We start from the raw sequence: 20,871 nt of genomic DNA, 5'->3' as shown, positions 1-20,871 counted from the left end.
CGTCAACCGGCCCGCGATAGCCAGCTGGCTCGGAGCCTGGGCCATTCGTCGGCCAACACGGAGTAGTAGACGGAGTCGCGCATCGTTCCGTCTGGTCTCCGAATGTGGCGTCGAAGAACACCCTCACGGTGCAGACCCAACGAGTCCAACGAGCGCTGGGCAGCGGTGTTCAGGTTGTCGGTGCGAACGCCGAGGCGGCCTAAACCGAGGTCATTGAACGCGTAGTCGTAGAGCACCACCTTGGCATCTCGATTGACCCCAGTGCCCCAGACGCTCGGTTGCAGCCACGTCCAGCCCGCCTCCGCGGACGCGTTGGCTGGCTGGTAGTCGTACAACGATGTGCTGCCGACTATCGCGCCATCACATTCAATGGCGAAGGCGATACCCCAACCGGATGCACGCCGGTCCTGCCACACCGCAATCCACTCCAACATCTCGGCGGAACCTGCCGGCTTGGCTGCGGGCATCCATCGCCACACCCGTTCATCGGCGAACGTCTTGAGCAGAGCGTCAGCCAGCGAAACCTCGAGCGCGACGAGGCGGGTGCGGCCTGTTCCCAGCGCGTCACGATCAAACGGCGTCGACGTCATCAGACGATGATGACACGCTCGCTGATCCCAGGCGTCGACGTCGCAACGAGGGCAACTCCCCCGGTCGGTCGGCCACGACCGCGCCTCGTGTCCATCGACGTGGAAGGATTCCAGCAGGCCAGTCGATCATGGTGGCTGACCAATCTAACCCAACCACTCAACACGGGAGTCGGAGGAGCGCATGGACGGCGCAACAACAGGGGTGGCTGACGGTGAGCCCCTGTTCTGCGCCGATTACGAACTCAGCGCGCCGGATCTGCCCGATGCCGACGGCAGTGCACTGTCACTGCTTGTCCGGATCCACGGTGATCCACTCGGAGACCTCGTCATCGATGCGGACACCGCCGCCCGGGGCACTCACGCGGTTACCTCGATCGCTGCGGCGACCTTCGCCGATGCTCTTACCAGCCATCTGACTCTCGATGGTCTTGCGGCCCTTCCCCTTGCCCAAGCGCTTGCAACGGAGGTGCAGTGTGCGAGGTCGCTGAGGCCCGTACCACCGTTGCCAACCGCGACCGCAGCAGTCGCGACCCTTGGCACCCACCCGCTGCTGCCAGCTTGCATCCGAGCACTGCTCGATCAGGATTACGAGGGTGCCTACAGCGTGCTGGTCGTCGATAACGACCCAACCAGCGGCGCCGCCAAGGCTGTCGTGGAGGCGATCGGCGACCCACGTGTTCGCTACCTGGCCCAACCCATCAAGGGTGTCTCAAACGCCCGCAACGCCGCGGCTCTGGCAGCCGCCACCGACCTCCTGTTGTTCACCGACGACGACGCCTTGGTCGATCGGACCTGGGTTCGCAGCATCATCGCGGTCTTCACCGAGTCGCCGGGAGTCGCGGCAGTCAACGGCCTGGTCATGGCCGGTTCGCTGGCCACTCGCGCCGAACAATGGTTCGAGCAGGCGTGCGGGTTCAACAAGGGATACCAACGATTTGTCTGGTCGCTGGCACCCACTGGCGACCCGATCTACGCGCTTGGCCCCAAAGGCGAGGCAGGCCCACTCTTCCCCTTCTCCGCAGGGCACTTCGGCTCGGGAAACTGTATGGCGATCAGACGCCAGTGCCTATTGGACATTGGCGGATTCGACCCCGCACTGACCACCGGGGAGGACTTGGATGTCTTCTGCCGGACCATCCTCGCCGGCGGAGTGCTGGTCTACGAACCGCGGGTGATCGTCCGGCACTTCCACCGGGAGACCTACGACGCACTCGTAAGACAGATGCGTGGATATGGCGTCGGGTTGTCGGCCTTCTTGGTCAAGCAGGTTATCCACACCAAGGGAGCAGCGATGCGCATCCTCAAGGTTGCTCCCGACGGTGCCCGCCTGTACTTCAAGGCCCGTCGATCCGCCGGCCAGGAACACACGGCCAAAGCCGATACGCACGTGCCCGACGACTACCCCAAAGAACTGTCCCGCACGGAGTTTCTGGGATTCGCCCGCGGTCCATGGTTCTACTTGCGGGCGCGCCATGACTTGAAAACCTCACTAAGGCACGCCCGCGATACCGGCAGCGACGACGTCCCGGTGCTCCTCGGCATCACCGACTGACGGTGACCGGCGGCCGTTCCATGCAAGATTTTCCACCTGATTCGTGACCAAGGCCACTGCGATTTCGACAAACCTACGGTTTAGTAAGTTAGTGGGACGAGCACACTAGGAGTAGGCAGTCAGTGAGGCGCTCACGAGGGCCCTCAACCGCGAGAGAAGGGCACCATCATGGGCATCGTCGATGCGACCAAGAACACCGCACTAGGAATCACCGGCCGGGCGAAGCAGGTCGTCGGAGTTGCTTTCGGCAACCGCGACCTTGAGTTCCGCGGCCAGAATGACGAGATAACCGCGAACCTGCACAAGGCGCGCGATCAGGCGAAGAACGCTGTCAGTTCCGTTCGCAAGGCCGTCAAACTCTGACGACTGAGGAACCCGCTCAGGCCCCGGACCGCTAGACGGTCACGGGGCCTTTGCCATCCGCCCACCCCGCAGGCGATCCGGCAGCGAAATCGCTAGGCTCCCGGCGTTGTCCCTGTCGGGGTGAATCGGAGGTCCAGGCCGTATGCCCGTGTACGAGCTGATCCTCCACATCCTGTTGTTCCTCGTCGGGTTGGCCCTGTTCAGTTCCACGATCTGGGCCGTCATCGCGAGCATGTTGGTGCCACGGCCAACCCACGCCCGGGTGCTGTCAATCTCGTACGAGCTCAGCAGCCGTCTCTTTCGAGCCATTGCGATTCGTCGGACCAGCTTCCGGCGTCGCGACGTGGTGTTGGCTGCCAGCGGGCCCGCGTCCATCCTCATTCAGTTGCTGGTCTTCATCATCGCTTTGCTTCTTGCGCTCGCCATGATGCTCTTTGCGGTCAGCGGCCTCGGCACCGACGATTCGCTCTACCAAGCTGGCGCCACCCTGTTGACCCTCGGCATCGTCGAGCCGGTCAACTTCGCGCAGGTCGTGTTGACGATCATCGCCGCATTCACAGGTTTGGTCGTCATTGCCATCCTGGTCGGTTACCTGCTGACCTTGGGGAACGCCTATACCCAGCGCGAGAGCGCCATCAACAAGCTGTCACTTATCGCCGGCGAGCCTGCTTGGGGACCGGAGATCATGTGTCGCTGGGCGCTGCTGTCCGATGGCGAACCACAGGAGTTCCGGTTTGACGATTGGATCGATTGGGCTAGCGACGTTCGGATGACTCAGTCAGCCAACCCAATCCTGAACCAATATCGATCCGGCAGCAGTCGCCGGAACTGGGTGATTTCCTGCCTGGCCATTCTGGACGCGGCAGCGCTCGGAATCTCGACGGTCCGTGGCGTTTCGGTCACGTCAGGGGCTATTCGATGGCTCGCCGAGGGGTCGCAGACCCTCGCGGTGCTTCGCCATCACGAGTTGCAGACCGGCGTCCTCCGGCGCACAGAAACCATTGCTCGCGATGTTCGGCCGACCCAGGATGTCTGGCCCAACGCGACTGCCAAGGAGAGGGCCGTCGTTGACGCGATAACGCGCGACAGCCAGCGATCGGGCTGGCGCTCAGCGAAAGATGAGGCCGCCATCGGCGTCGGACTCACCCGGTCCGAATGGGACCACGGCTGCGACATCATGCGCCGCGCCGGAATCGAACTGGTTGACGACTTGGACGTCGCATGGCAACAGTTCAGCGAGATGCGCCGCGTCTACGCCGGATCGGCTATCTCATTGGCTCAGTCGATCTATGCCGTGCGTGCGCCTTGGTCAGGAACTCGACTACCCGAGACACCGACTGTGTGGCCGGCGCTGGCGGTGGATTCGCTGCCTACACCAGGAACCGTAGACCCTTCCACATCCGCTGACGGATGACGGTCTGGACTGGTCGCTACCGGGGGTAGTAAGGCTCGGCCCAGCCGAGTTCGCGCACCCCGAGCCAACTGTTGATGTACTCCAAGGTCCGCAGACCAACGCGGCTGCCGCTGAATGCGCTGGTGGTCAGGAACATCCCACCGCCGGCATAGGTCGCGACGTGCCCGTACGGGTAGCCGGGAATGTCCCAGTAGACTTGGCCGCCGATTGGTGGAGTGCCGTCGCCGGGATGGGCCTTACCCGCCCGCTTGGCGGCGTACCACTGTTCGATCGCCGACCCCTGGCGTTGATGTCCCGGCAGTACGCCATACATGTCATCGGCGAATCCCAGGCACAAACCGTCATAACTCGCGCCGGATCCGAGCCACTTCATTCCCCACGAGATGGCTTGGCGCGGTGTGCGGAGGGTGCCAGTCGTTCGGACAGCGCCGGATCGATTCAGCAGCTTGTCTTGCAGCGACTCGTATGTGCGCTGCAGCTTGCGACGTTGGCCTAACGCTGCTACTCGTTTGCTCTCCTGTGCCGCAATAAGCCGAACGACATCCTGCTTGCGTGCCTGCGCTGCCGTACGGGCTTGCTCCACCGCTTGCGCGCGCTCGACAACAATCTGCGCCTTGGCCTGCTGCTGATTGGCGCGGTCTTGCGCTTCCTGTTCCTTGGCAGCGGCCGCGTCTTCGAGATTCTGCAGAGTCTCAAGCGTCGCCGCGAGCGCAGCCTTCTTCCGGTTCAGCGAATCGAACAGCGACGCATTCCCTCGCGAGATGCGATTCAGCGATTCGAGTCGATTGACGAAGTCATCTGGGCTGCTTGTGTTCAGCACAATGGCCAACTGGGAAGACTCATTGCCGGAGACGTAAGCCTGCCGTGCCACCATCGCGATCTGGCGTTTGATCGCGTCGACCTGCTCCTGTGCGATCCGCACCTGCTCCTGTTGCGCCTTCACTTTGGCTGCGGCGGCAGCGGCTTCTGCGGCGGCGGCCTGCTGGGCCTTCTGAGCGAGCGCAACGGCTTGTTTGGCGACCTCGACGGCTTGGTTGGCGGCAGCCAGCGCTTCCTGCGCTCGCTGGATCGCGCGGTTAGCGGCCGGCAGCTTGGCGCTCGCCGCGTCGAGGGCGTCGTCTGCGGCCTGCACTTGATCCGACGCCGCAGACAGTTGCCGCTTGGCCGCAGCGACGTCGTCCTGCAGCGAGCCCGGAGCGGCAAAGGATTGTGCTGCTCGAAGTCCTGCGGGAATTGCCGACGGTGTGGCAGCCAACGCCAACGGTGCGGCCAACGCGAAGGTGCATGTCACAACAATTCCGCCAACTAGTGGGCGGGCATAGCTGCGCACGTCGAGCAACGGTCGGCAGTTGGCCGAAGGTCGAGCCACGGGCACGACGCTAGCCGCGTGTTTGGCCGATAGCGACGACCTCGCCGGGCGTGTTCGATGTTGGTGTCGCCGGTACGACGGGGGCGATCCGTTTGGAATCACAGGTTGAGGGAAGGCTGGGAGCAAGTCAGCTGAAGCGGAGCCATCATGAATCGAAACCGAACCAAGACGGCCAGCACTGCCGTCGCGGCGATCGCGTTGGCTGTTGGCCTTGGTGCGACCGGCTGCGCGGCCACCGTTAGCACGAGTGATTCGGTAGTCCGGAGTTCTAGTGCGGACAGCGCAACAGGCTGGCACGGTATGACAACGACGGTGATCAACCACACGGGCCACTCCATCGACACGCTTCAGGAGACGATCTACGGACGTCAGGAAACGCAGCTCCCGAATGGCGAACAGACCACGTTCAACGGCGGTCACAACACGGTCAGCGGATGGGTCACCTACCCCGGCGGTTCCAAGGTCACGACGTTCGCGACGAACCCCGCAATCGGTCCAGTCATGGCAGCAATCCATGTCTTCCCCGAAACAGGTGCTTCGGGCTACACCTTTGACGTCCACCAAACCCGAACCTTCAAATGGGAAGGTCACACGTTCAGCGTGTACCGCTCCGGTGACACCGACAGTTCAAAGGAAATCTTCTTCACGGTCGACTCCTGATTCCGGCAGCACGCTCCCCCTGCCGCCAAATGGGACAGCTCCACAAGCATGGATCGAGAGTGTCGAGCATCAATCGAACCTTTACAACGCGAGTGGGGCGACTCGGACTTGAACCGAGGACCTGACGGATTATGAGTCCGCTGCTCTACCAACTGAGCTACCGCCCCTTGCGCTCCCGCACCCTACCTGCTGGCGCTCGGCGTCCTAACGAACCGACGTGGTGCCGCGGTTGAGCCGGGCCATCGCATCGGTCAGGCCCTCGACCGTCATCGGGTACATGTCAAAGATCCGGGCAACGTCGGCGATCGTGTTGCCCTTCCAGCGCGATTCCGGCTCTGGGTTGAGCCACACGCTTTGGCGATAGTGACGGGTCAGGATGTCCAGCCACTCCAGGCCGGTCACAGCGGACTGGTTGCGCTCGCTGAGTTGCGAACTGTGGAACAACTCGTACGGCGCCATGTAGGCGTCGCCAACCACGACCAACTTGTAGTGCGAGCCGCATTGGCGCATCAGATCGTGAACCCACACTGGTTCGGTGAACCGGTCGCTCTCGTACACCTTGCCGTAGATCAGGTTGTGGAAGTAGAACGTGCGCAGGTCCTTGAAGTGCGTGGCCTTCTTGGTCGCGCTGAACAGCGTCGACATGAGCTCGGAGTACGGGTACATCGAGCCACCAACGTCGATCATCAGGATCAGGTGGGTGTCGGGTTTGCGCGGCGGCCGCACCACGATCTCGATGTCGCCGGCGTTCTCCGCCGTCGCGTCGATTGTTCGTTCGATGTCGAGTTCGGACTCGGCACCCTCGCGGACGAATGAGCGCAGTCTCTTCAGCGCCACCTCGAACTGACGAATGTCCAGCGTCACATCGGAGCGGTACGGGCGGTAGTTGCGCGCATCGGCAACATGCAGCGCCGACCGCCCGCCTCCGGAGCTGCCCGTGCTCAGGCCCTGCTGGGACTTGCCCGCCTGGCCGAACTTGGACGTTCCACCGGTGCCGATCCAGTAGTTGCCGCCATCGTGGCGTTCGGTCTGTTCCTTCATCCGCTCGGCAAACTCGCGGAGCAGCTCGTCGATCACAGCGGTGTCAGGCAGTTCGGTCGGTGCGTCTTGGGAATCACGCTCGGCGGCGGCCTGCGCGGCCTCGTCCAACCAACTGCGCAGCTCCTCGGACAATTGTGGCAACGCGCCATCGGCATCGCCGAACTCCGCGATGAATGCCTGATCGAAGGCGTCGAGGTGACCTTCGTGATGAACGAGCACCGAACGCGCTGTGTAGTAGAAGCCGTTGAGCGAATCGTCGTGCAGCCCGGCCGACATGGCTTGGGCCAAAGTCAGTGCATCGCCGGCGCCCACGGGCACGCCGAGGCCCCGCAGCCGATAGACAAAATCGATAAACATCGGGCGCAGTCAGCGGAAGCGTGGACGGATGCGACCGGAGACGTGATCGTTGAAGACCTCCAGGTCCTGCTCCTTCTTGAGCAACGTCCCGAGGTAGGGGGTGTCCGGCGACAGCGACACCGAGTCCTGGCCACGACTGAGCAACACGGCGATCCAGTCGACCAATTCGCTGGTGCTCGGCCGCTTACGCAGGCGATCAAGGTCGCGGATTGAGTAGAAGGCGTCGAGCGCTTGATCGAGCAGTTGCTGGTTGAGCCCCGGCTGGTGAACTTCCACGATTCGTGCCATCAGTTCGCGATCTGGGAAGTCGATGAAGTGGAAGACACACCGCCGCAGGAACGCATCTGGCAGTTCCTTCTCCGCATTGCTGGTGATGATGACGATGGGGCGTTGCTTGGCGACGATCTCGTCGCCGGTCTCCATCACCGTGAAGCGCATCCGGTCAAGCTCGTGCAGCAAATCGTTGGGGAACTCGATATCGGCCTTGTCGATCTCGTCAATCAGTAGCACCACGCGTTTGTCGGACTGAAACGCCCGACCGACCGCGCCCATATGGATGTACTCGCGGATGTCTCGGACGTCGTGGTCACCGAAGCGGCTGTCGTAGAGGCGTTGCACCGTGTCGTAGTGGTACAGGCCATCCTGAGCACGGGTCGTGCTCTTGACGTTCCAGCTGATGAGCTCCAGGCCCTCAGCTTCGGCGACTGCCTCGGCGAGGAGCGTCTTGCCCGTGCCAGGCTCCCCTCGGACCAGCAGTGGCTTCTCCAACACCAACGCACATCGAACAGCGGCCTCGAGCGCTGGATTGGTGAGGTACGAGGTTGTGCCGCTGAAGTCCTGCAAATCCGCCTGCCGCGCATCGGTGCTCATGCCGCGATCGTATGGCAGCCCCTTGCGAAAGTTACCCAGTGGTATGGCTGCAAAACCTGCCGGGAAACAGCCATACCACCGGGTAACTTCGGCAGGGAGGTGGCTGGGGGGCTCCCTCGACTGGACTCGAACCAGTAACCGTCCGATTAACAGTCGGATGCTCTGCCAATTGAGCTACGAGGGAATAACGCTGGCATCCGTCACGAGGACATCGCCGCGGGCGAGACTACCAGCCGGGTTTGAAACCGGTCCCACACGACCACCGTGTGACCGGAACCCAACAACGGCCCGGCTAGATCCCAGCTGAGTCTCGGATGATGGCAAGTTCCTCTGCGGCGCGCTCGCGTAACTGCTCGTCAGCGGGGTCCAGTCCGGCGTCGAAAACGAACTGCCAGTTGACGTCGTCGGAATCGGCTTCTCGTCGCGCGACAAGCGTGACCCCGGAACTGCCTACCAGGTCCACGTGCCGCTGCATGATGATCGTCGAGTTGACCCGTTCCCACACCAACTGCGGAACAGATCCGGGTTGGTCGAGGGTGATTCGCGTGACCGCGGTACCTCCCGATCCCGGCAGCGTGACGACCTCCAGGATCGGCTCGTCCCACGCAGCTCTTAGGACGACTTGCCACGGCACTGATGCGAGGTAGCCCGGCGCGATGAGCGAGGCGTCGGTCACCACGACGATTGTTGGTTGGCCGTCCAGACGCGCAGGACCCGTCGCCCAGCCGAGGAGTCGCTCGCCACTCGGGACAAGCGCCTTGACCTCCGACGTTGCCTTGTCGCGGGAGAAGATCCCCATCACCAGCCACCCGGCAACCGGCGCCCGATGACGACCACGAGTAGGTAACCGTCAGATTGTGCCGCCACTACTGGACCTCACCGAGTGCGCGCTCGCGCAGGTCACGGCGATACCGCTCGAGCGCGAGTAGATCGGCGAACAGCTTGTCGTAAGTCGCGGAATCCTCGGTGGGATTGGTCCGTTGCAACCGGCCCTTGATCTCGACGGTACGTCGTGTTGCATCCATCTCCAGCAGCCGCGCGATGACCGCGGCGGCGTAGACGCGAGCATTCTCGTCATCTTCGACATTGGTGTGCATGGGATCGACCGTGAGCTCGCGAACATACGCGCGCAACGCGTCGTCTTGACATTGTGCGAGCACTGCCTCGACCCACTGGTGGCCGTCGGCAACCGAACCGGGCGCTCCTGCTGCGGTGATTGCGACGTGCACGGCCGCATACACCGGCTCGGTGAAAGCTGGCGACTCAACCGCGGAGTACCAGGCGGCGCAGTGCTGGGGAATCTGCAACCCGCACTTGAGTGCCTCGCGTTCGACCGTCGATGCCGTGCCCCGGGGATTCGGAGCTGGCAGGGCCGACGAGTCGGAGCGAACATCGACCACATCCGCGCCCGCGCCAGCGCCCGCCGGGCCAGCCCCTGGAGCAGTGCCGGACCAAGCGCTGCCACGGCGGCCACGCGTGCCCGCGGAGTCCCCCGGGCCGCGACTGGTCGAGGTGCTGGCGTGGTTCTTAGTCAAGGCGCGTCGAACAGCATCGCTGACCGTGGCGTTCTCCATCCCCAGCCAGCCAGCCACTGTGCGCGCGTACTCAGGCCGCAGGGCTTGGTCGCGTATGCCACCGAGCACTGGGGCGACGGCTCGCAGCGCCGCTACCCGCCCCTCCGCCGTCTCAAGGTCGTAGTCGGCCAATGTCGCCTTGATCGCGAATTCAAACATCGGAACTCGGCGCGCGATCAACTCGCGAACGGCCTCGGGGCCCTCTTTGAGTCGCAAATCGCACGGATCCATGCCGGTTGGCTCGATCGCGACGAAGGTCTGCGCGACGAACCGCTGATCCTCGTTGAAGGCGCGCAGAGCGGCTTTGCGACCGGCAGCGTCGCCGTCGAAAGTGAAGATCACCTCGCCGCGGTACTCATCCTGATCCATCAACAGCCTGCGCAGAACCTTGATGTGATCGATGCCGAAGGCGGTTCCGCAGGTGGCGACCGCCGTCTCGACGCCGGACAGGTGCGCGGCCATCACGTCGGTGTATCCCTCGACGACGACGGCCTGCTGGCGTTTGGAGATCTCCCGCCGGGCGAGGTCTACGCCGTACAGAACCTGGGATTTGCGGTAAAGCGGTGTCTCAGGGGTGTTCAGGTACTTGGGTCCCTCGTCGTCCTCGCGCAGCCGGCGCGCACCGAAACCGACGACATCCCCGGACAGATCGCGGATCGGCCACACCAGCCGGCCGCGGAATCGGTCGTAGGCACCCCGCTTGCCCGCGACTGCCAGCCCACCGAGGATCAACTCCTGATCGGTGAAGCCCTTGCCTCGCAAGTGGTCGGTCAGACCGTTCCACCCGTTGGGAGCGAACCCGACCCCGAAGCGCGCCGCTGCCTCCCGATCGAAGTCGCGCTCGGAAAGGAAGTCACGGCCAATACGTGCGTCCGGTGTCGTCAAGAACGACTCGTAGAATTCGGCTGCGGCTCGATGCGCATCGACCAGGCGCGTGCGCTGCCCGCGTTGGCGATCCGGCGCAGCGCCGCCCTCTTCGTAATGCAGAGTCGTGCCGCTGCGGCCTGCCAGCTTTTCCACCGACTCAGCGAAGCTCAGATGGTCGATCTTTCGAACGAAGTCAATGACGTCGCCGCCCTCCTGGCAGCCGAAGCAATGCCAGAACCCCTTCGAGGGGGTGACATGGAATGAGGGTGAGCGCTCGTCGTGGAAGGGGCACAAACCCTTCAGCGATCCTCCGCCAGCTGGCTTGAGCGTGACAACTTCCCGAATCACGTCATCAATGCGGGCCCGCTCGCGCACCAGCACTACGTCGGAGTCTTTGATGCGCGGCACACCCCGATCCTAAACGGCGATTCCGACATCCTGGGTCAGGATGGCCAGATGGTTGAAAAGCTCGCCAATCCCGGCGCCGACCCCAGTGGGATCAACGTCGAGCAGGTTCGCCGGGACACCCCGACCTGCGTCGACCAGTCGTTCCTCGACAGCGCTGGGTCCGCGCTACCCACCGCCGGAGTTCTCGACACCGTCATTGCGCATCTGCGCCTGGAAGCCGAGGTCGGTGGATATGTGGCAGCGGAGTTGGCAGCTGATCGGATCGCTGCAGCGGCGACCTCCGCGGGGGCGTTGGTGGGCACAACCGCCGAGCACGTGGCGTTGCAGAACAGCGCCACCGACGGCTGGAACCGGGCGCTGAGCTCGATCCCGCTGGAGCCCGGTGACCGAATCTTGACGACGCGTTCTGAGTACGCCAGCAACGTGCTGCCCATGCTGCAGGCGATGACACGCAAGGGAGTCGACGTTGAGTTTTTGCCCGACGGGCCCGACGGCACCGCCGACCCGACCTCGCTGCACGCACTGATCGATGGTCGAGTCAAAGTACTGGCCATCACCCATGCACCGAGCCAGAACGGCCTGCTCGTGGATGCGGTCGGATTCGGAGCGGCGCTTCGTTCGTCGGGAAGCGATGCCTGGTACCTACTTGATGCCTGTCAATCTGTCGGTCAACTGCCCATCAATATGGCCGAGATCGGGTGCGACTTCCTGTCAACGACCGGCCGCAAATTCCTCCGCGCTCCCCGGGGAACGGGTTTCCTTGCGGTGTCCGATCGGGCGCTCTTCTCGCTGGAACCGAGCCCGACGGACATGCACGGCTCGACGTGGGACGGCAAGTTCGGTTATCGACTTGCCGTCGATGCCAAGCGGTACCAGTACTTCGAGACGTCGTACGCGAATGTGTTGGGCTTGGGCGCAGCGGCTGACTACGCGTTGAGCATCGGACTTGAGCCGATCCGCTACCGGGTCAACTGGCTAGCCCAGCAGTTGCGCACCAAGCTGCGAGCCACCCACGGAGTCCGAGTCCTCGACGCCGGTACGCAGCAAAGTGGCATCGTCGTTTTCGCGTGCGTCGGCAAGGACTCCACGCCCCTGGTGCGCGGTCTTCGAGACATGCGAGTGACGGTGACTGCGGTCCGAGCAGCAACCAACCCGGGCGTGTTCGCCGGGTATGAGTCAGAGGTCGTCCTGCGCGCATCGGTTCACATCTACAACGTCGAACAGGACCTCGATGCCCTCGTCGATGGGCTGACCAGGCTCGGCGGCGCTGGGTGATTAACCGCCCTAGCCACAGAATCGGTGGTGCCACTCCAGTACCGACCGGTCGGTCAGGCACGCCACCTGGTCAACCACAACGCGCAACCGCTGATCATCCGATCCAGCGGCGGCCCAACTCGGCGCGAACATCGGGTCAAGTGCCGATCCCCCGCGGTCATTGAGCGCGGTAACCAAATCGCTGATCACTTCCCGCTGCTGCTGGTAAATGGCGTCGGCGTCGCGACGCTGGAAGACGAACAGGTTCGCCAGTGCCTTCAGCACCGCGACCTCGCAGCGCTGCTCGTGCGGAACCACGAGGTCAGCGTCGTATCGATGGAGGGGCTCCTCGCCGGAGCGTGCCCGGGTGGCGGTCATTGCCGCGCGAACAAACCGACCAATGAACTCGCTGGTCATCGACTTCAGCGCAACCTGTGACGATGGTGAGCCATCGAACCCCGACGGCCAGAAGGGCAGCGCGAGAATCCGATCGAGGGCCAGCAACAACTCCTCGACGTCAGTCCACTGGGCGTACCACTCGTGTGCGAGCAGGCACACCGCTTGCCGCTCAACGGACGACTCCATGGAAGCCAATTGAATATGTCCGGCGTGAACCCCGTCCTCGACGTCGTGGACCGAATACGCGACGTCATCTGACCAATCCATCACCTGCGCCTCAAAGCACCTCGCGTCGACGGGCGCGTTGAGTCGTACCCAGTCGAAGAGGTCGATGTCCTCGGCGTAGACGTTGAACTTCCCCTCGCCATCCCGACGGGGCCACGGGTATTTGAGCACACTGTCCAACGAGGCACGGGTCAGGTTCAGGCCAACAGAATGATCCTCCGCATCAGTAACCTTCGCTTCCAAGCGGGTCAGGACTCGGAAGCTCTGGGCGTTGCCCTCGAAGCCGCCGATCGCGTGCGCCATGGCGTTCAGCGCGTCCTCGCCGTTGTGGCCGAATGGCGGGTGCCCAAGGTCGTGGGCGAGGCCAGCGAGGTCGGTCAAGTCGGGGTCAGCCCCGAGCGCAGCCCCCATCTCCCGTGAGATCTGCGCGACCTCGAGTGTGTGCGTCAACCTGGTGCGGGGGAAGTCCGCGACCCCCGCGACAACGACCTGGGTCTTCGCGGCCAACCGGCGGAGTGCTGAGGAATGCAGAACTCGGGCACGATCGCGCTCAAACGCTGTCCTGGCGGGTCGTTTGGGCGCTTCAACGACGAACCGCGCGAAGTCCTGTTCGGAGTAGTGCTGCGCCACGACGGGTCTAGCTCTGACCGACGATCGGGTCGATCTTCCACTGCTGGATGACCTCAAACCCAAGGTAGGCCATCGTCTCGCGGGCGAGATAGGAATCGGTTACCTGACTACCGTCACCACTCATTGTCGGGTTGGTGTGGGCATCGAAGCCGAGTCGATTGGCGATCGCTTTGCTCCGGGCCATGTGAGCCGGATCGGAAACGATCGTGATTGACGTCCAGCCGCGCTGTTCGGCCAGTTTGGCCACGTCGGACAGGCTCTCAATGGTGTCGGTGCCCGCTTTGACAGCGACGACCCGGTCGGGAGACACACCCTGCTCGATCAAGTACTGGCGTCCAGCGCCGGCCTCGGTAAAGCGATCACCAGATTGCTTGCCACCAACGGTGACCACCTGCGAGGCAACGTCATTGCGGTAGAGGTCCAGCGAGTGATCGAGGCGAGATTTAAGGACTGGCGAGGGCGTGCCGTCGAATTGGGCAGCACCGAGGACGACGATGGCGTCTGTGGGAGTTGCGTCGTGGACTTTTCCCGTGCTCCATACGTAGTAGGCCGACCCCAGCACCACGATGATGGGAAAAACGATCGCGGCAAAAACCATCATGCCGAAGGCGGACGGCCAGCCGGAATGTGGTGCGCGCGAACGTGGTCGGGGAGGCTCCACGATCCGAACGTGCGCGTCAGAGCGCATCATGGTCGGATTGGGCATATTCCTATTGTTACAGGTACGCGCAAGCCGTAAACCTCATACGCGCGTGATCTCCAGGATTTGCAGGTTCCTGATCCAAATATGTGACGGACGTTACTCGCAGAGCCCTCTTAGCCGCCTGACACCGATACTTCCGCCTCGCGCAATTCGCGGGCCTGCGCCCCATGCAGAAGCCGGTCATCGAGCCAGCCGTCGGGCAACGCGACCCGGCGGGCGCCGCTGGTGCGGCCACGCGGGAGCTCCGCGACGTGGGCGTTGAAGTCTTGATCGGGGTCGATCTGGGCGATCAACGAATCGAGTTCCGCGAGATCAGTGACCATACCCATCTGCGAGCGGATGGCCGAACCCACGACGAAGCCTTTGAGGTACCAACTGACATGTTTGCGGAAGTCCCGGCAACCCCGGTCCTCCCCAAACAAATCAATCAACAATTGCGCGTGCCTGCGCATGATGGTCAGCACCTGCCCAAGGCGCGGGTCGGGGCGAATTGGGCCGCCGGCGAATGCATCGGCGAGTTGCCCGAACAACCACGGTCGACCGAGGCATCCCCGGCCCACCACCACACCGGCACACCCGGTCTGGGCCACCATCGCCAGCGCGTCGTTAGCGGTCCAGATGTCGCCGTTGCCCAGTACCGGAACGCCGGTTGGGGCAAGTTCGTCCACCAACCGACTGATCGCCGACCAATCGGCTTGACCTGAGTACAGCTGCGCGGCTGTACGGGCGTGCAGCGCGACCCACGCAACGCCGGCAGCCGCCGCGATCCGACCGGCCTCCAGGTAGGTCAGATGGTCCTCATCAATTCCCATCCGCATCTTGACCGTGACCGGCGGCGGCTCAACACCGCGACGTTCGGCCTCTTGCCGGGCGGCCCCGACCGCGCCGCGTAAGATCTCGCCGAACAAGTCCAGCTTCCACGGAAGTGCCGCACCGCCACCCTTGCGGGTGACCTTGGCGACCGGGCATCCCATGTTCAAGTCAATGTGGTCGGCCCGATCCTGCGCGACCAGGATGCGCACGGCAGCAGCGACGGTGTGCGGATCCACACCGTAGAGCTGGATGCTGCGGGGCGATTCGTCCGGATCGAACGAGGCCATCTGACGGGTACGTTCGTTGTCTTCGACCAGGGCGCGAGAGGTGATCATCTCGCTGACGTACAGGCCCGCGCCGGACTCACGGCATAACCGGCGGAAGGCGCTATTGGTGATCCCCGCCATCGGCGCCAGCACCACCCGGGGTGGCGGGTCAGCAATACGGCAGGCGCTCACTGAGCCAGCCCTCGACCGCGTCGATCCCGATGCGTTGCTGCTCCATCGAGTCACGCTCGCGAATCGTCACAGCATCGTCTTCCAACGTGTCGAAGTCGACAGTGATGCAGTACGGGGTGCCGATCTCGTCCTGGCGTCGGTAGCGGCGTCCGATGGCCTGGGCATCATCGAAGTCGACGTTCCAGCGCTTGCGCAGGCTCGCAGCCAAATCTCGCGCCTTGGGCGACAGGTCGGCGTTGCGACTCAGCGGCAACACCGCCGCCTTGACAGGTGCCAGCCGCGGGTCGAATCGCAATACGGTCCGCTTGTCAACACCACCTTTGGTGTTGGGCGCCTCGTCTTCGGTGTAGGCGTCCAGCAAGAACGCCAACACGCACCGGGTCAAGCCAGCCGCGGGCTCGATCACGAAGGGCGTATAGCGCGCGTTGTTCGCTTGGTCGAAGTAGGTCAGGTCCTTGCCCGAATGCTGCGAATGGGTCTTGAGGTCAAAGTCCGTCCTGTTCGCAATCCCCTCCAGTTCGGCCCACGTCGAACCGGCGAACTCAAACTTGTACTCGATGTCCACCGTGCGCTTGGAGTAGTGCGACAGCTTCTCCTGCGGGTGGTCGAAGAACCGCATGTTCTCAGGGTTCATCCCCAGGTCGACGTACCAGTCCCACCGCGCCTTGAGCCAGTACTCGTGCCAGTCCTCATCTGAGCCAGGCTCGACAAAGAACTCCATCTCCATCTGCTCGAACTCGCGCGTCCGGAAGATGAAGTTGCCCGGGGTGATCTCGTTGCGGAAGCTTTTGCCGGTTTGCGCAATACCGAACGGTGGCTTCTTGCGGGTGGATTCGACCACCTGAGCGAAGTTGACGAAGATGCCCTGTGCGGTCTCTGGCCGCAGGTAGTGGACCGAAGCGTCGTCGGCGACGGGGCCGATGTTGGTGCGCAGCAGACCGTTGAATGGCCGAGGTTCGGTGAATTGCCCGCGGGTCCCGCAGTTACTGCACACGATCGAGCCGAGCCCGTCCTCTGGTGCGTGGCCGTGCTTCTCTTCGTAGGCCTCGATCAACTGGTCCTCACGCCAACGGCGGTGACACTTGAGGCACTCGGTCAGTGGATCAACGAACGCCTCCAGGTGACCAGATGCTTCCCACACCTGTGGGGCCAAGATCACCGAAGAGTCCAGCCCCACCACGTCGTCGCGGCCGCGCACAACGTTCTGCCACCACTGCCGACGGATGTTCTCTTTGAGTTCCACACCGAGTGGGCCGTAGTCCCAGGCCGACCGGGTTCCCCCATAGATTTCTGACGACTGAAAGACGAAGCCACGCCGCTTACACAGGTTGACGACGGAATCGACGCGGTCGGCCACAGGTTCTCCATCCAGGCGATATTGCTCACCAATGTTGTTGCTTTGCGGGGCTGCTTAATCGAGGTGCTGCGCGAGTCCGGCGCGGGGCAAGCCTAACTGCCGGGCCCGGCGGCTTCACCCAAGCGCACCGAACCGGCGTCCGTCGCCAGCGAGCTAGGGGCCTCGTGCACGCCATGTTCGTCACGCGTGTGGACTACTTCATAGGCCGAAGCTTCGTTGATCGCCCGCGACAACAGCGGCACAACCTCAACCTTCACGTCGTAGTTGCCCAGCGCGCGCCGGTAGGAGCCGACGTCTTGCCAACGGGTCGCCAATAGGACCAGACCCGGTTGATCCGTTGCCCGCCCAATTGATCCTTCGATGTATCCGGGTCGGTTGGCCAGCACCACGAGGGCCGCGCGCAGTTGGACCAGGAACGCATCCAGTTCGTTCTGGTCAACCCCGAAACGCAGCATCACCAACATGTCGGAAAGCCCTTTCTGAGGGTGGAAACAGGCGCGCATCAGTCGACACCAAAGACCGAATCGACAACGGGTCGCAGACCTACTCTTCCGCGCCGAGGCGTCATGAGCGACCATAGGGGGTATGCCTCGTACTTCAACTGGACCCGGCCGCGCGTCCTCGCCGCGGAAAAACAGCGGATCGCGGCCACTTGGTCCCCGACCGCAGCGTGTGCCAGCGGCAACCAAGAGCCCCGCACGGATCAAGTTCGAACGCATCAGCCTGCGCCCCCTGACGGTGATCCACCGACTGCCCCGGTTGATCGTTCCAATCGTCATGGGCGCACTCCTGCTCACCGGCTTGCTACTGCCGAGCAGTTGGGCCGGTTTGCTGCTGGTCGCCCTAGCAGCGATTCTCGGTTGGTTCGTCGCGCTGAGTTGGCCCGCGATTGTGCCGTCGGCGCGAGCGCTGCGCGTGGTGGTCATCATCGTCATCGCGGCAGCGGCAGTCTGGCGCCTCACCGGCCACCAGTAGACGAGAGTGAAGCGCCCGCCTTCGGGCGACTACCCCGCGACACCACGATGAACTCCCCGAATCGGCGAACCACCCGTCAGCGGACGGCCGTTGCCAACGCGATGACGGAAGTGGACGACTTTCGCAGCGCTCAACAGATCCATGACCTGCTGCGACTACGCGGCCAGGCGGTGGGACTGACGACGGTGTATCGGACCCTGCAGGCGATGTCAGCTGACGGCGATGTCGACGTCATCATCGGCGAGGACGGTGAGGCCCGCTACCGCGCATGTTCGGACGGCCATCATCACCATCTGGTCTGCCGTAGGTGCGGTACCACGGTTGAAGTGGCCGGTCCGACGGTGGAGCGCTGGGCGGTACGCGTCGCGGGTGAGCATGGCTTCATCGAGCCAAATCACACCATCGAGATCAGCGGCATCTGCCCAGCCTGTCAATCAGGCTGACACCAGCGGGCCGAATCCAGTCGGCCAGAACGCCCACCACCACCCCGCTATGGGTGGCGACCTTCCTCACCTTCGGCATGGGCAACGGATTCGAGTTGAAACGTCGTGTGACTGATCTCGAAGCAGTCGAGCAGGCAAACACCCAACCGACCCAGCACCTCCGCGCCGGCCCCATCGTCGTATGGATCGGGTTCGACTTCTACGTGCGCGGACAACGACGCCATGCCACTGGTGATGGTCCACGCGTGCAGGTCGTGCACAGCGACCACGCCCTGCACGCCGAGCATGTGTCGCCGGACCTCATCCAGGTCCAGGCCAGGCGGGGCGTTCTCCATCAGCACCCCGAGTGAGTCGCGCAACAACAACAGCGTCCGCGGCACGATGAACAGGGCGATCCCCACGGAAACCAGCGAATCGGCACGCGTCCAACCGGTGGTCAATATGATGACGCCCGCGATGATCACGCCCGCCGACCCGATCGCGTCGGCGAGCATCTCCAGGTAAGCGCCACGCAGCGTCAGGCTCTCTTTGGAACCGGAACGCAGCTTGGTCACGGCCACGGCGTTGGCAACCAGGCCGTAGGCAGCAGCGGCAATCATCACCGGCGCGTTGATTTCTGATGGGTGGAACCACCGGTCGTACGCTTCGATCAGAATGTAGATCGACAGTCCGAGCAGCAACAGTCCGTTGAATACCGTGGCCAGGATCTCCAGCCGGTAGAGGCCAAATGTTCGTCGAGGTTTGGTCGGCCGATTCGCGACGGACACGGCAATGAGCGCCAGTCCCACGCCGAACACATCGGCAAAAACATGGACTGCATCTGCCAGCAGCGCCAGCGACCCGGACACGAACGCACCGACAAGCTGGACGACCAGAATGGACAAGCCGAGCCCAAAGGCCAGAACCAAGGATCCTCGGTTGCGTTGCGCCGCGCTCGCGTGCGAGTGACCAGCTCCCATCGCTAGACCGCCGGTCCCTTCGCCCCGCCATAGCGCCGCTCACGATTGACGTATAACTGCACCGCGTACCACAGATGACGTCGGTCGAAGTCCGGCCAGAGGTGGTCGAGAAAGACCATCTCTGCGTAGGCGGCCTCCCAGAGCAGAAAATTGCTGGTGCGTTGTTCGCCGCTCGATCGGATAAACAAATCCACGTCAGGCATTTCCGGGTCGTAGAGATGGCGAGCGACCGTTCGCTCATCGATGCGATCAGGATCGAGGTCCCCCGACTTGACGCGTGCTGCGATGGCGACCACGGCGTCGGCGATCTCTGCCCGGCCGCCGTAGTTCACGCACATGGTCAATGTCATCGCGGTGTTGTTCCTGGTGCGCTGCTCGGCAACCTGGAGCTCGTTGATGACGCTGCGCCACAGTCGCTTCGGCCTACCTGCCCATTTGACTCGAACGCCGAGCGCATCGAGCTCATCGAGACGCCGGTGAACTACGTCCCGATTGAAGCCCATCAGGAATCGAACTTCCTCCGGGGAACGCTTCCAGTTCTCGGTCGAGAATGCGTAGGCAGACAACCATGGGATGCCCAACTCCAATGCGCCGTTCACGCAGTCGAGCAGCGACTGTTCGCCTGCCTCGTGGCCCTTTGTCCGCGGCAGGCCCCGTTGATTGGCCCATCGGCCATTGCCATCCATGACGATCGCCACGTGACGAGGCAGATCCGCGCGGGCAATGCCCGGTGGTTTGACGCCTTCAACGTGGGGTGTCGGCGTGCGGTACTGCTGCATCCCCATAGGTCAATAGTGTGGCAGGTACCGCGCTTGTTCAACGGTCTCAGGCGCGCTCAACATGCGGCAGGGACCGCAGGTTGCGTTCCAGGTGCCACTGCAGGTACGCGGCGGTGACCCCAGCGGCGTCGCGCCGTTGTCGGGCCGTGCTCTGCTCGGCGGCCTGCCAATCGCCAGCCAACAGGGAGCCCATGAGCTCAAGCGTTCCAGCCGACGGCATCGATGATCCGGGTACTTTGCAATCCGCGCATAGGGCACCGCCAGCGGCGGGGTGGAAGGCCCGGTGCGGCCCGAACTCCCCACACTTGGCGCACACCTCAAAAGAGGGCGCCCAACCTGCAACGGACAACGACCGCAGCAGGAACGAGTCCAGAATCAGTCCTGCCTCATGCTCGTCTGCCGCCAACGACCGCAGGCCGCCCACAAGCAATAAGAACTGCTGGACCGTGGGTTCGCCTTCCTCACTGGTAAATCGCTCTGCGGTCTCCAACATGACCTGGCCCGCGGTCCAGCGGGCGTAGTCCCCGCTCAATGTCGCTCCGTAGTTGGCCAACGACTCCACCTGGGTGACAGAGTCCAGCGTTCGCCCCTCGTAGCACTGGACGTCAACGAGAGCGAACGGTTCCAGCCGAGCACCGATTCGACTCGATGTCCGGCGAACGCCACGGGCGACAACTCGGACCCTGCCTCGCCCCTTGGTCAGCAGCGAGACGATCCGATCGGATTCTCCGAGCTTCTGCGTACGCAGGACCAGGGCGGTCTCTCGGTAGGTCGGCACCAAGCCAGTTTGCCCCTCACGCTCGCGCGAACA

21 protein-coding genes and 2 tRNA genes are annotated in these 20,871 nt (G+C 63.4%); 7 read left to right on the top strand and 16 right to left on the bottom strand.

Annotated elements, in window-relative coordinates:
* Positions 1 to 2: 2 nt before the first annotated feature.
* Complete coding sequence (locus KAZ48_00185; GenBank protein ID MBP7971186.1) at positions 3 to 590, bottom strand: GNAT family N-acetyltransferase; 588 nt, start codon at positions 588 to 590, stop codon at positions 3 to 5.
* 181 nt (positions 591 to 771) lie between these two features.
* Between KAZ48_00185 and KAZ48_00180 the strand changes: the two genes are divergently transcribed.
* From KAZ48_00180 to KAZ48_00170, 3 genes are all read left to right on the top strand, one after another.
* A complete protein-coding gene (locus tag KAZ48_00180) occupies positions 772 to 2,142 on the top strand; it encodes a glycosyltransferase (GenBank protein ID MBP7971185.1) in 1,371 nt (456 codons plus the stop codon).
* Between the two features lie 168 nt (positions 2,143 to 2,310).
* Complete coding sequence (locus tag KAZ48_00175) at positions 2,311 to 2,505, top strand: hypothetical protein (GenBank protein MBP7971184.1); 195 nt, start codon at positions 2,311 to 2,313, stop codon at positions 2,503 to 2,505.
* Between the two features lie 142 nt (positions 2,506 to 2,647).
* Positions 2,648 to 3,919, top strand: a complete 1,272-nt coding sequence (locus KAZ48_00170; GenBank protein MBP7971183.1) for a hypothetical protein — start codon at positions 2,648 to 2,650, stop codon at positions 3,917 to 3,919.
* A gap of 16 nt (positions 3,920 to 3,935) precedes the next feature.
* Here the strand turns inward: KAZ48_00170 and KAZ48_00165 are convergent, their stop codons facing one another.
* Positions 3,936 to 5,288, bottom strand: a complete 1,353-nt coding sequence (locus KAZ48_00165) for a hypothetical protein (protein ID MBP7971182.1) — start codon at positions 5,286 to 5,288, stop codon at positions 3,936 to 3,938.
* Between the two features lie 147 nt (positions 5,289 to 5,435).
* Here KAZ48_00165 and KAZ48_00160 point away from each other — a divergent pair, with 147 nt between their 5' ends.
* The gene (locus KAZ48_00160; GenBank protein MBP7971181.1) at positions 5,436 to 5,948 is read left to right on the top strand and encodes a hypothetical protein; all 513 of its coding nucleotides are present in this window, start codon (positions 5,436 to 5,438) and stop codon (positions 5,946 to 5,948) included.
* Positions 5,949 to 6,041: 93 nt separating this feature from the next.
* Here the strand turns inward: KAZ48_00160 and KAZ48_00155 are convergent.
* The 6 genes from KAZ48_00155 to KAZ48_00130 form a co-directional block, all read right to left on the bottom strand.
* A tRNA-Ile gene (locus KAZ48_00155) sits at positions 6,042 to 6,115 on the bottom strand.
* Positions 6,116 to 6,152: 37 nt separating this feature from the next.
* Positions 6,153 to 7,346, bottom strand: coding sequence for a VWA domain-containing protein (locus KAZ48_00150; GenBank protein ID MBP7971180.1), 1,194 nt, complete (start codon positions 7,344 to 7,346; stop codon positions 6,153 to 6,155).
* 9 nt (positions 7,347 to 7,355) lie between these two features.
* Entirely contained in the window at positions 7,356 to 8,216 is an 861-nt protein-coding gene (locus KAZ48_00145) for a MoxR family ATPase (GenBank protein ID MBP7971179.1), read from the bottom strand.
* Between the two features lie 111 nt (positions 8,217 to 8,327).
* A tRNA-Asn gene (locus tag KAZ48_00140) sits at positions 8,328 to 8,400 on the bottom strand.
* A 108-nt stretch (positions 8,401 to 8,508) separates the two neighbouring features.
* Entirely contained in the window at positions 8,509 to 9,015 is a 507-nt protein-coding gene (locus tag KAZ48_00135) for a hypothetical protein (protein ID MBP7971178.1), read from the bottom strand.
* A gap of 67 nt (positions 9,016 to 9,082) precedes the next feature.
* Positions 9,083 to 11,065 carry a DNA primase gene (locus KAZ48_00130; protein MBP7971177.1) on the bottom strand — a complete coding sequence of 661 codons (1,983 nt, stop codon included), beginning with the start codon at positions 11,063 to 11,065 and terminating at the stop codon, positions 9,083 to 9,085.
* A 48-nt stretch (positions 11,066 to 11,113) separates the two neighbouring features.
* Between KAZ48_00130 and KAZ48_00125 the strand changes: the two genes are divergently transcribed.
* Positions 11,114 to 12,340 (top strand): aminotransferase class V-fold PLP-dependent enzyme, encoded by a 1,227-nt coding sequence (locus KAZ48_00125; GenBank protein ID MBP7971176.1) that lies wholly within the window; start codon positions 11,114 to 11,116, stop codon positions 12,338 to 12,340.
* A gap of 9 nt (positions 12,341 to 12,349) precedes the next feature.
* Here KAZ48_00125 and KAZ48_00120 read toward each other — a convergent pair whose 3' ends face one another.
* The 5 genes from KAZ48_00120 to KAZ48_00100 all read right to left on the bottom strand — a co-directional run bounded on the left by KAZ48_00120 (position 12,350) and on the right by KAZ48_00100 (position 17,407).
* Positions 12,350 to 13,573 carry a deoxyguanosinetriphosphate triphosphohydrolase gene (locus KAZ48_00120; protein MBP7971175.1) on the bottom strand — a complete coding sequence of 408 codons (1,224 nt, stop codon included), beginning with the start codon at positions 13,571 to 13,573 and terminating at the stop codon, positions 12,350 to 12,352.
* Between the two features lie 7 nt (positions 13,574 to 13,580).
* Positions 13,581 to 14,279 (bottom strand): YdcF family protein, encoded by a 699-nt coding sequence (locus KAZ48_00115; GenBank protein ID MBP7971174.1) that lies wholly within the window; start codon positions 14,277 to 14,279, stop codon positions 13,581 to 13,583.
* A gap of 110 nt (positions 14,280 to 14,389) precedes the next feature.
* Positions 14,390 to 15,496, bottom strand: a complete 1,107-nt coding sequence (gene dusB / locus KAZ48_00110) for a tRNA dihydrouridine synthase DusB (GenBank protein ID MBP7971173.1) — start codon at positions 15,494 to 15,496, stop codon at positions 14,390 to 14,392.
* A 28-nt stretch (positions 15,497 to 15,524) separates the two neighbouring features.
* Positions 15,525 to 16,904, bottom strand: a complete 1,380-nt coding sequence (locus KAZ48_00105; GenBank protein ID MBP7971172.1) for a glycine--tRNA ligase — start codon at positions 16,902 to 16,904, stop codon at positions 15,525 to 15,527.
* 92 nt (positions 16,905 to 16,996) lie between these two features.
* Positions 16,997 to 17,407, bottom strand: coding sequence for an antibiotic biosynthesis monooxygenase (locus KAZ48_00100; GenBank protein ID MBP7971171.1), 411 nt, complete (start codon positions 17,405 to 17,407; stop codon positions 16,997 to 16,999).
* Between the two features lie 169 nt (positions 17,408 to 17,576).
* On the opposite strand from KAZ48_00100, the gene KAZ48_00095 reads away from it, so the two are divergent.
* Together KAZ48_00095 and KAZ48_00090 are read left to right on the top strand one after the other, a co-directional pair.
* Positions 17,577 to 17,879 (top strand): hypothetical protein, encoded by a 303-nt coding sequence (locus tag KAZ48_00095; protein ID MBP7971170.1) that lies wholly within the window; start codon positions 17,577 to 17,579, stop codon positions 17,877 to 17,879.
* Between the two features lie 47 nt (positions 17,880 to 17,926).
* Entirely contained in the window at positions 17,927 to 18,322 is a 396-nt protein-coding gene (locus KAZ48_00090) for a transcriptional repressor (protein ID MBP7971169.1), read from the top strand.
* Positions 18,323 to 18,369: 47 nt separating this feature from the next.
* Here the strand turns inward: KAZ48_00090 and KAZ48_00085 are convergent, their stop codons facing one another.
* From KAZ48_00085 to recO, 3 genes are read right to left on the bottom strand one after another with little or no spacing between them, the layout of a single operon-like run.
* On the bottom strand, positions 18,370 to 19,281 hold the full coding sequence (locus KAZ48_00085) for a cation transporter (GenBank protein MBP7971168.1): 912 nt from the start codon (positions 19,279 to 19,281) through the stop codon (positions 18,370 to 18,372).
* 2 nt (positions 19,282 to 19,283) lie between these two features.
* Entirely contained in the window at positions 19,284 to 20,066 is a 783-nt protein-coding gene (locus KAZ48_00080) for an isoprenyl transferase (protein ID MBP7971167.1), read from the bottom strand.
* A 40-nt stretch (positions 20,067 to 20,106) separates the two neighbouring features.
* Positions 20,107 to 20,838: a DNA repair protein RecO gene (recO, locus tag KAZ48_00075; GenBank protein ID MBP7971166.1), complete on the bottom strand. Its 732-nt coding sequence runs from the start codon at positions 20,836 to 20,838 to the stop codon at positions 20,107 to 20,109.
* Between the last annotated feature and the right edge of the window lie 33 nt (positions 20,839 to 20,871).

The sequence above is a fragment of the Candidatus Nanopelagicales bacterium genome, from assembly GCA_018003655.1.
Classification (GTDB): Bacteria; Actinomycetota; Actinomycetes; order S36-B12; family UBA10799; genus JAGNDY01.
Note: the sequence above shows the minus strand (reverse complement) of the source record. Positions and strands in the feature narration are given on the sequence as shown.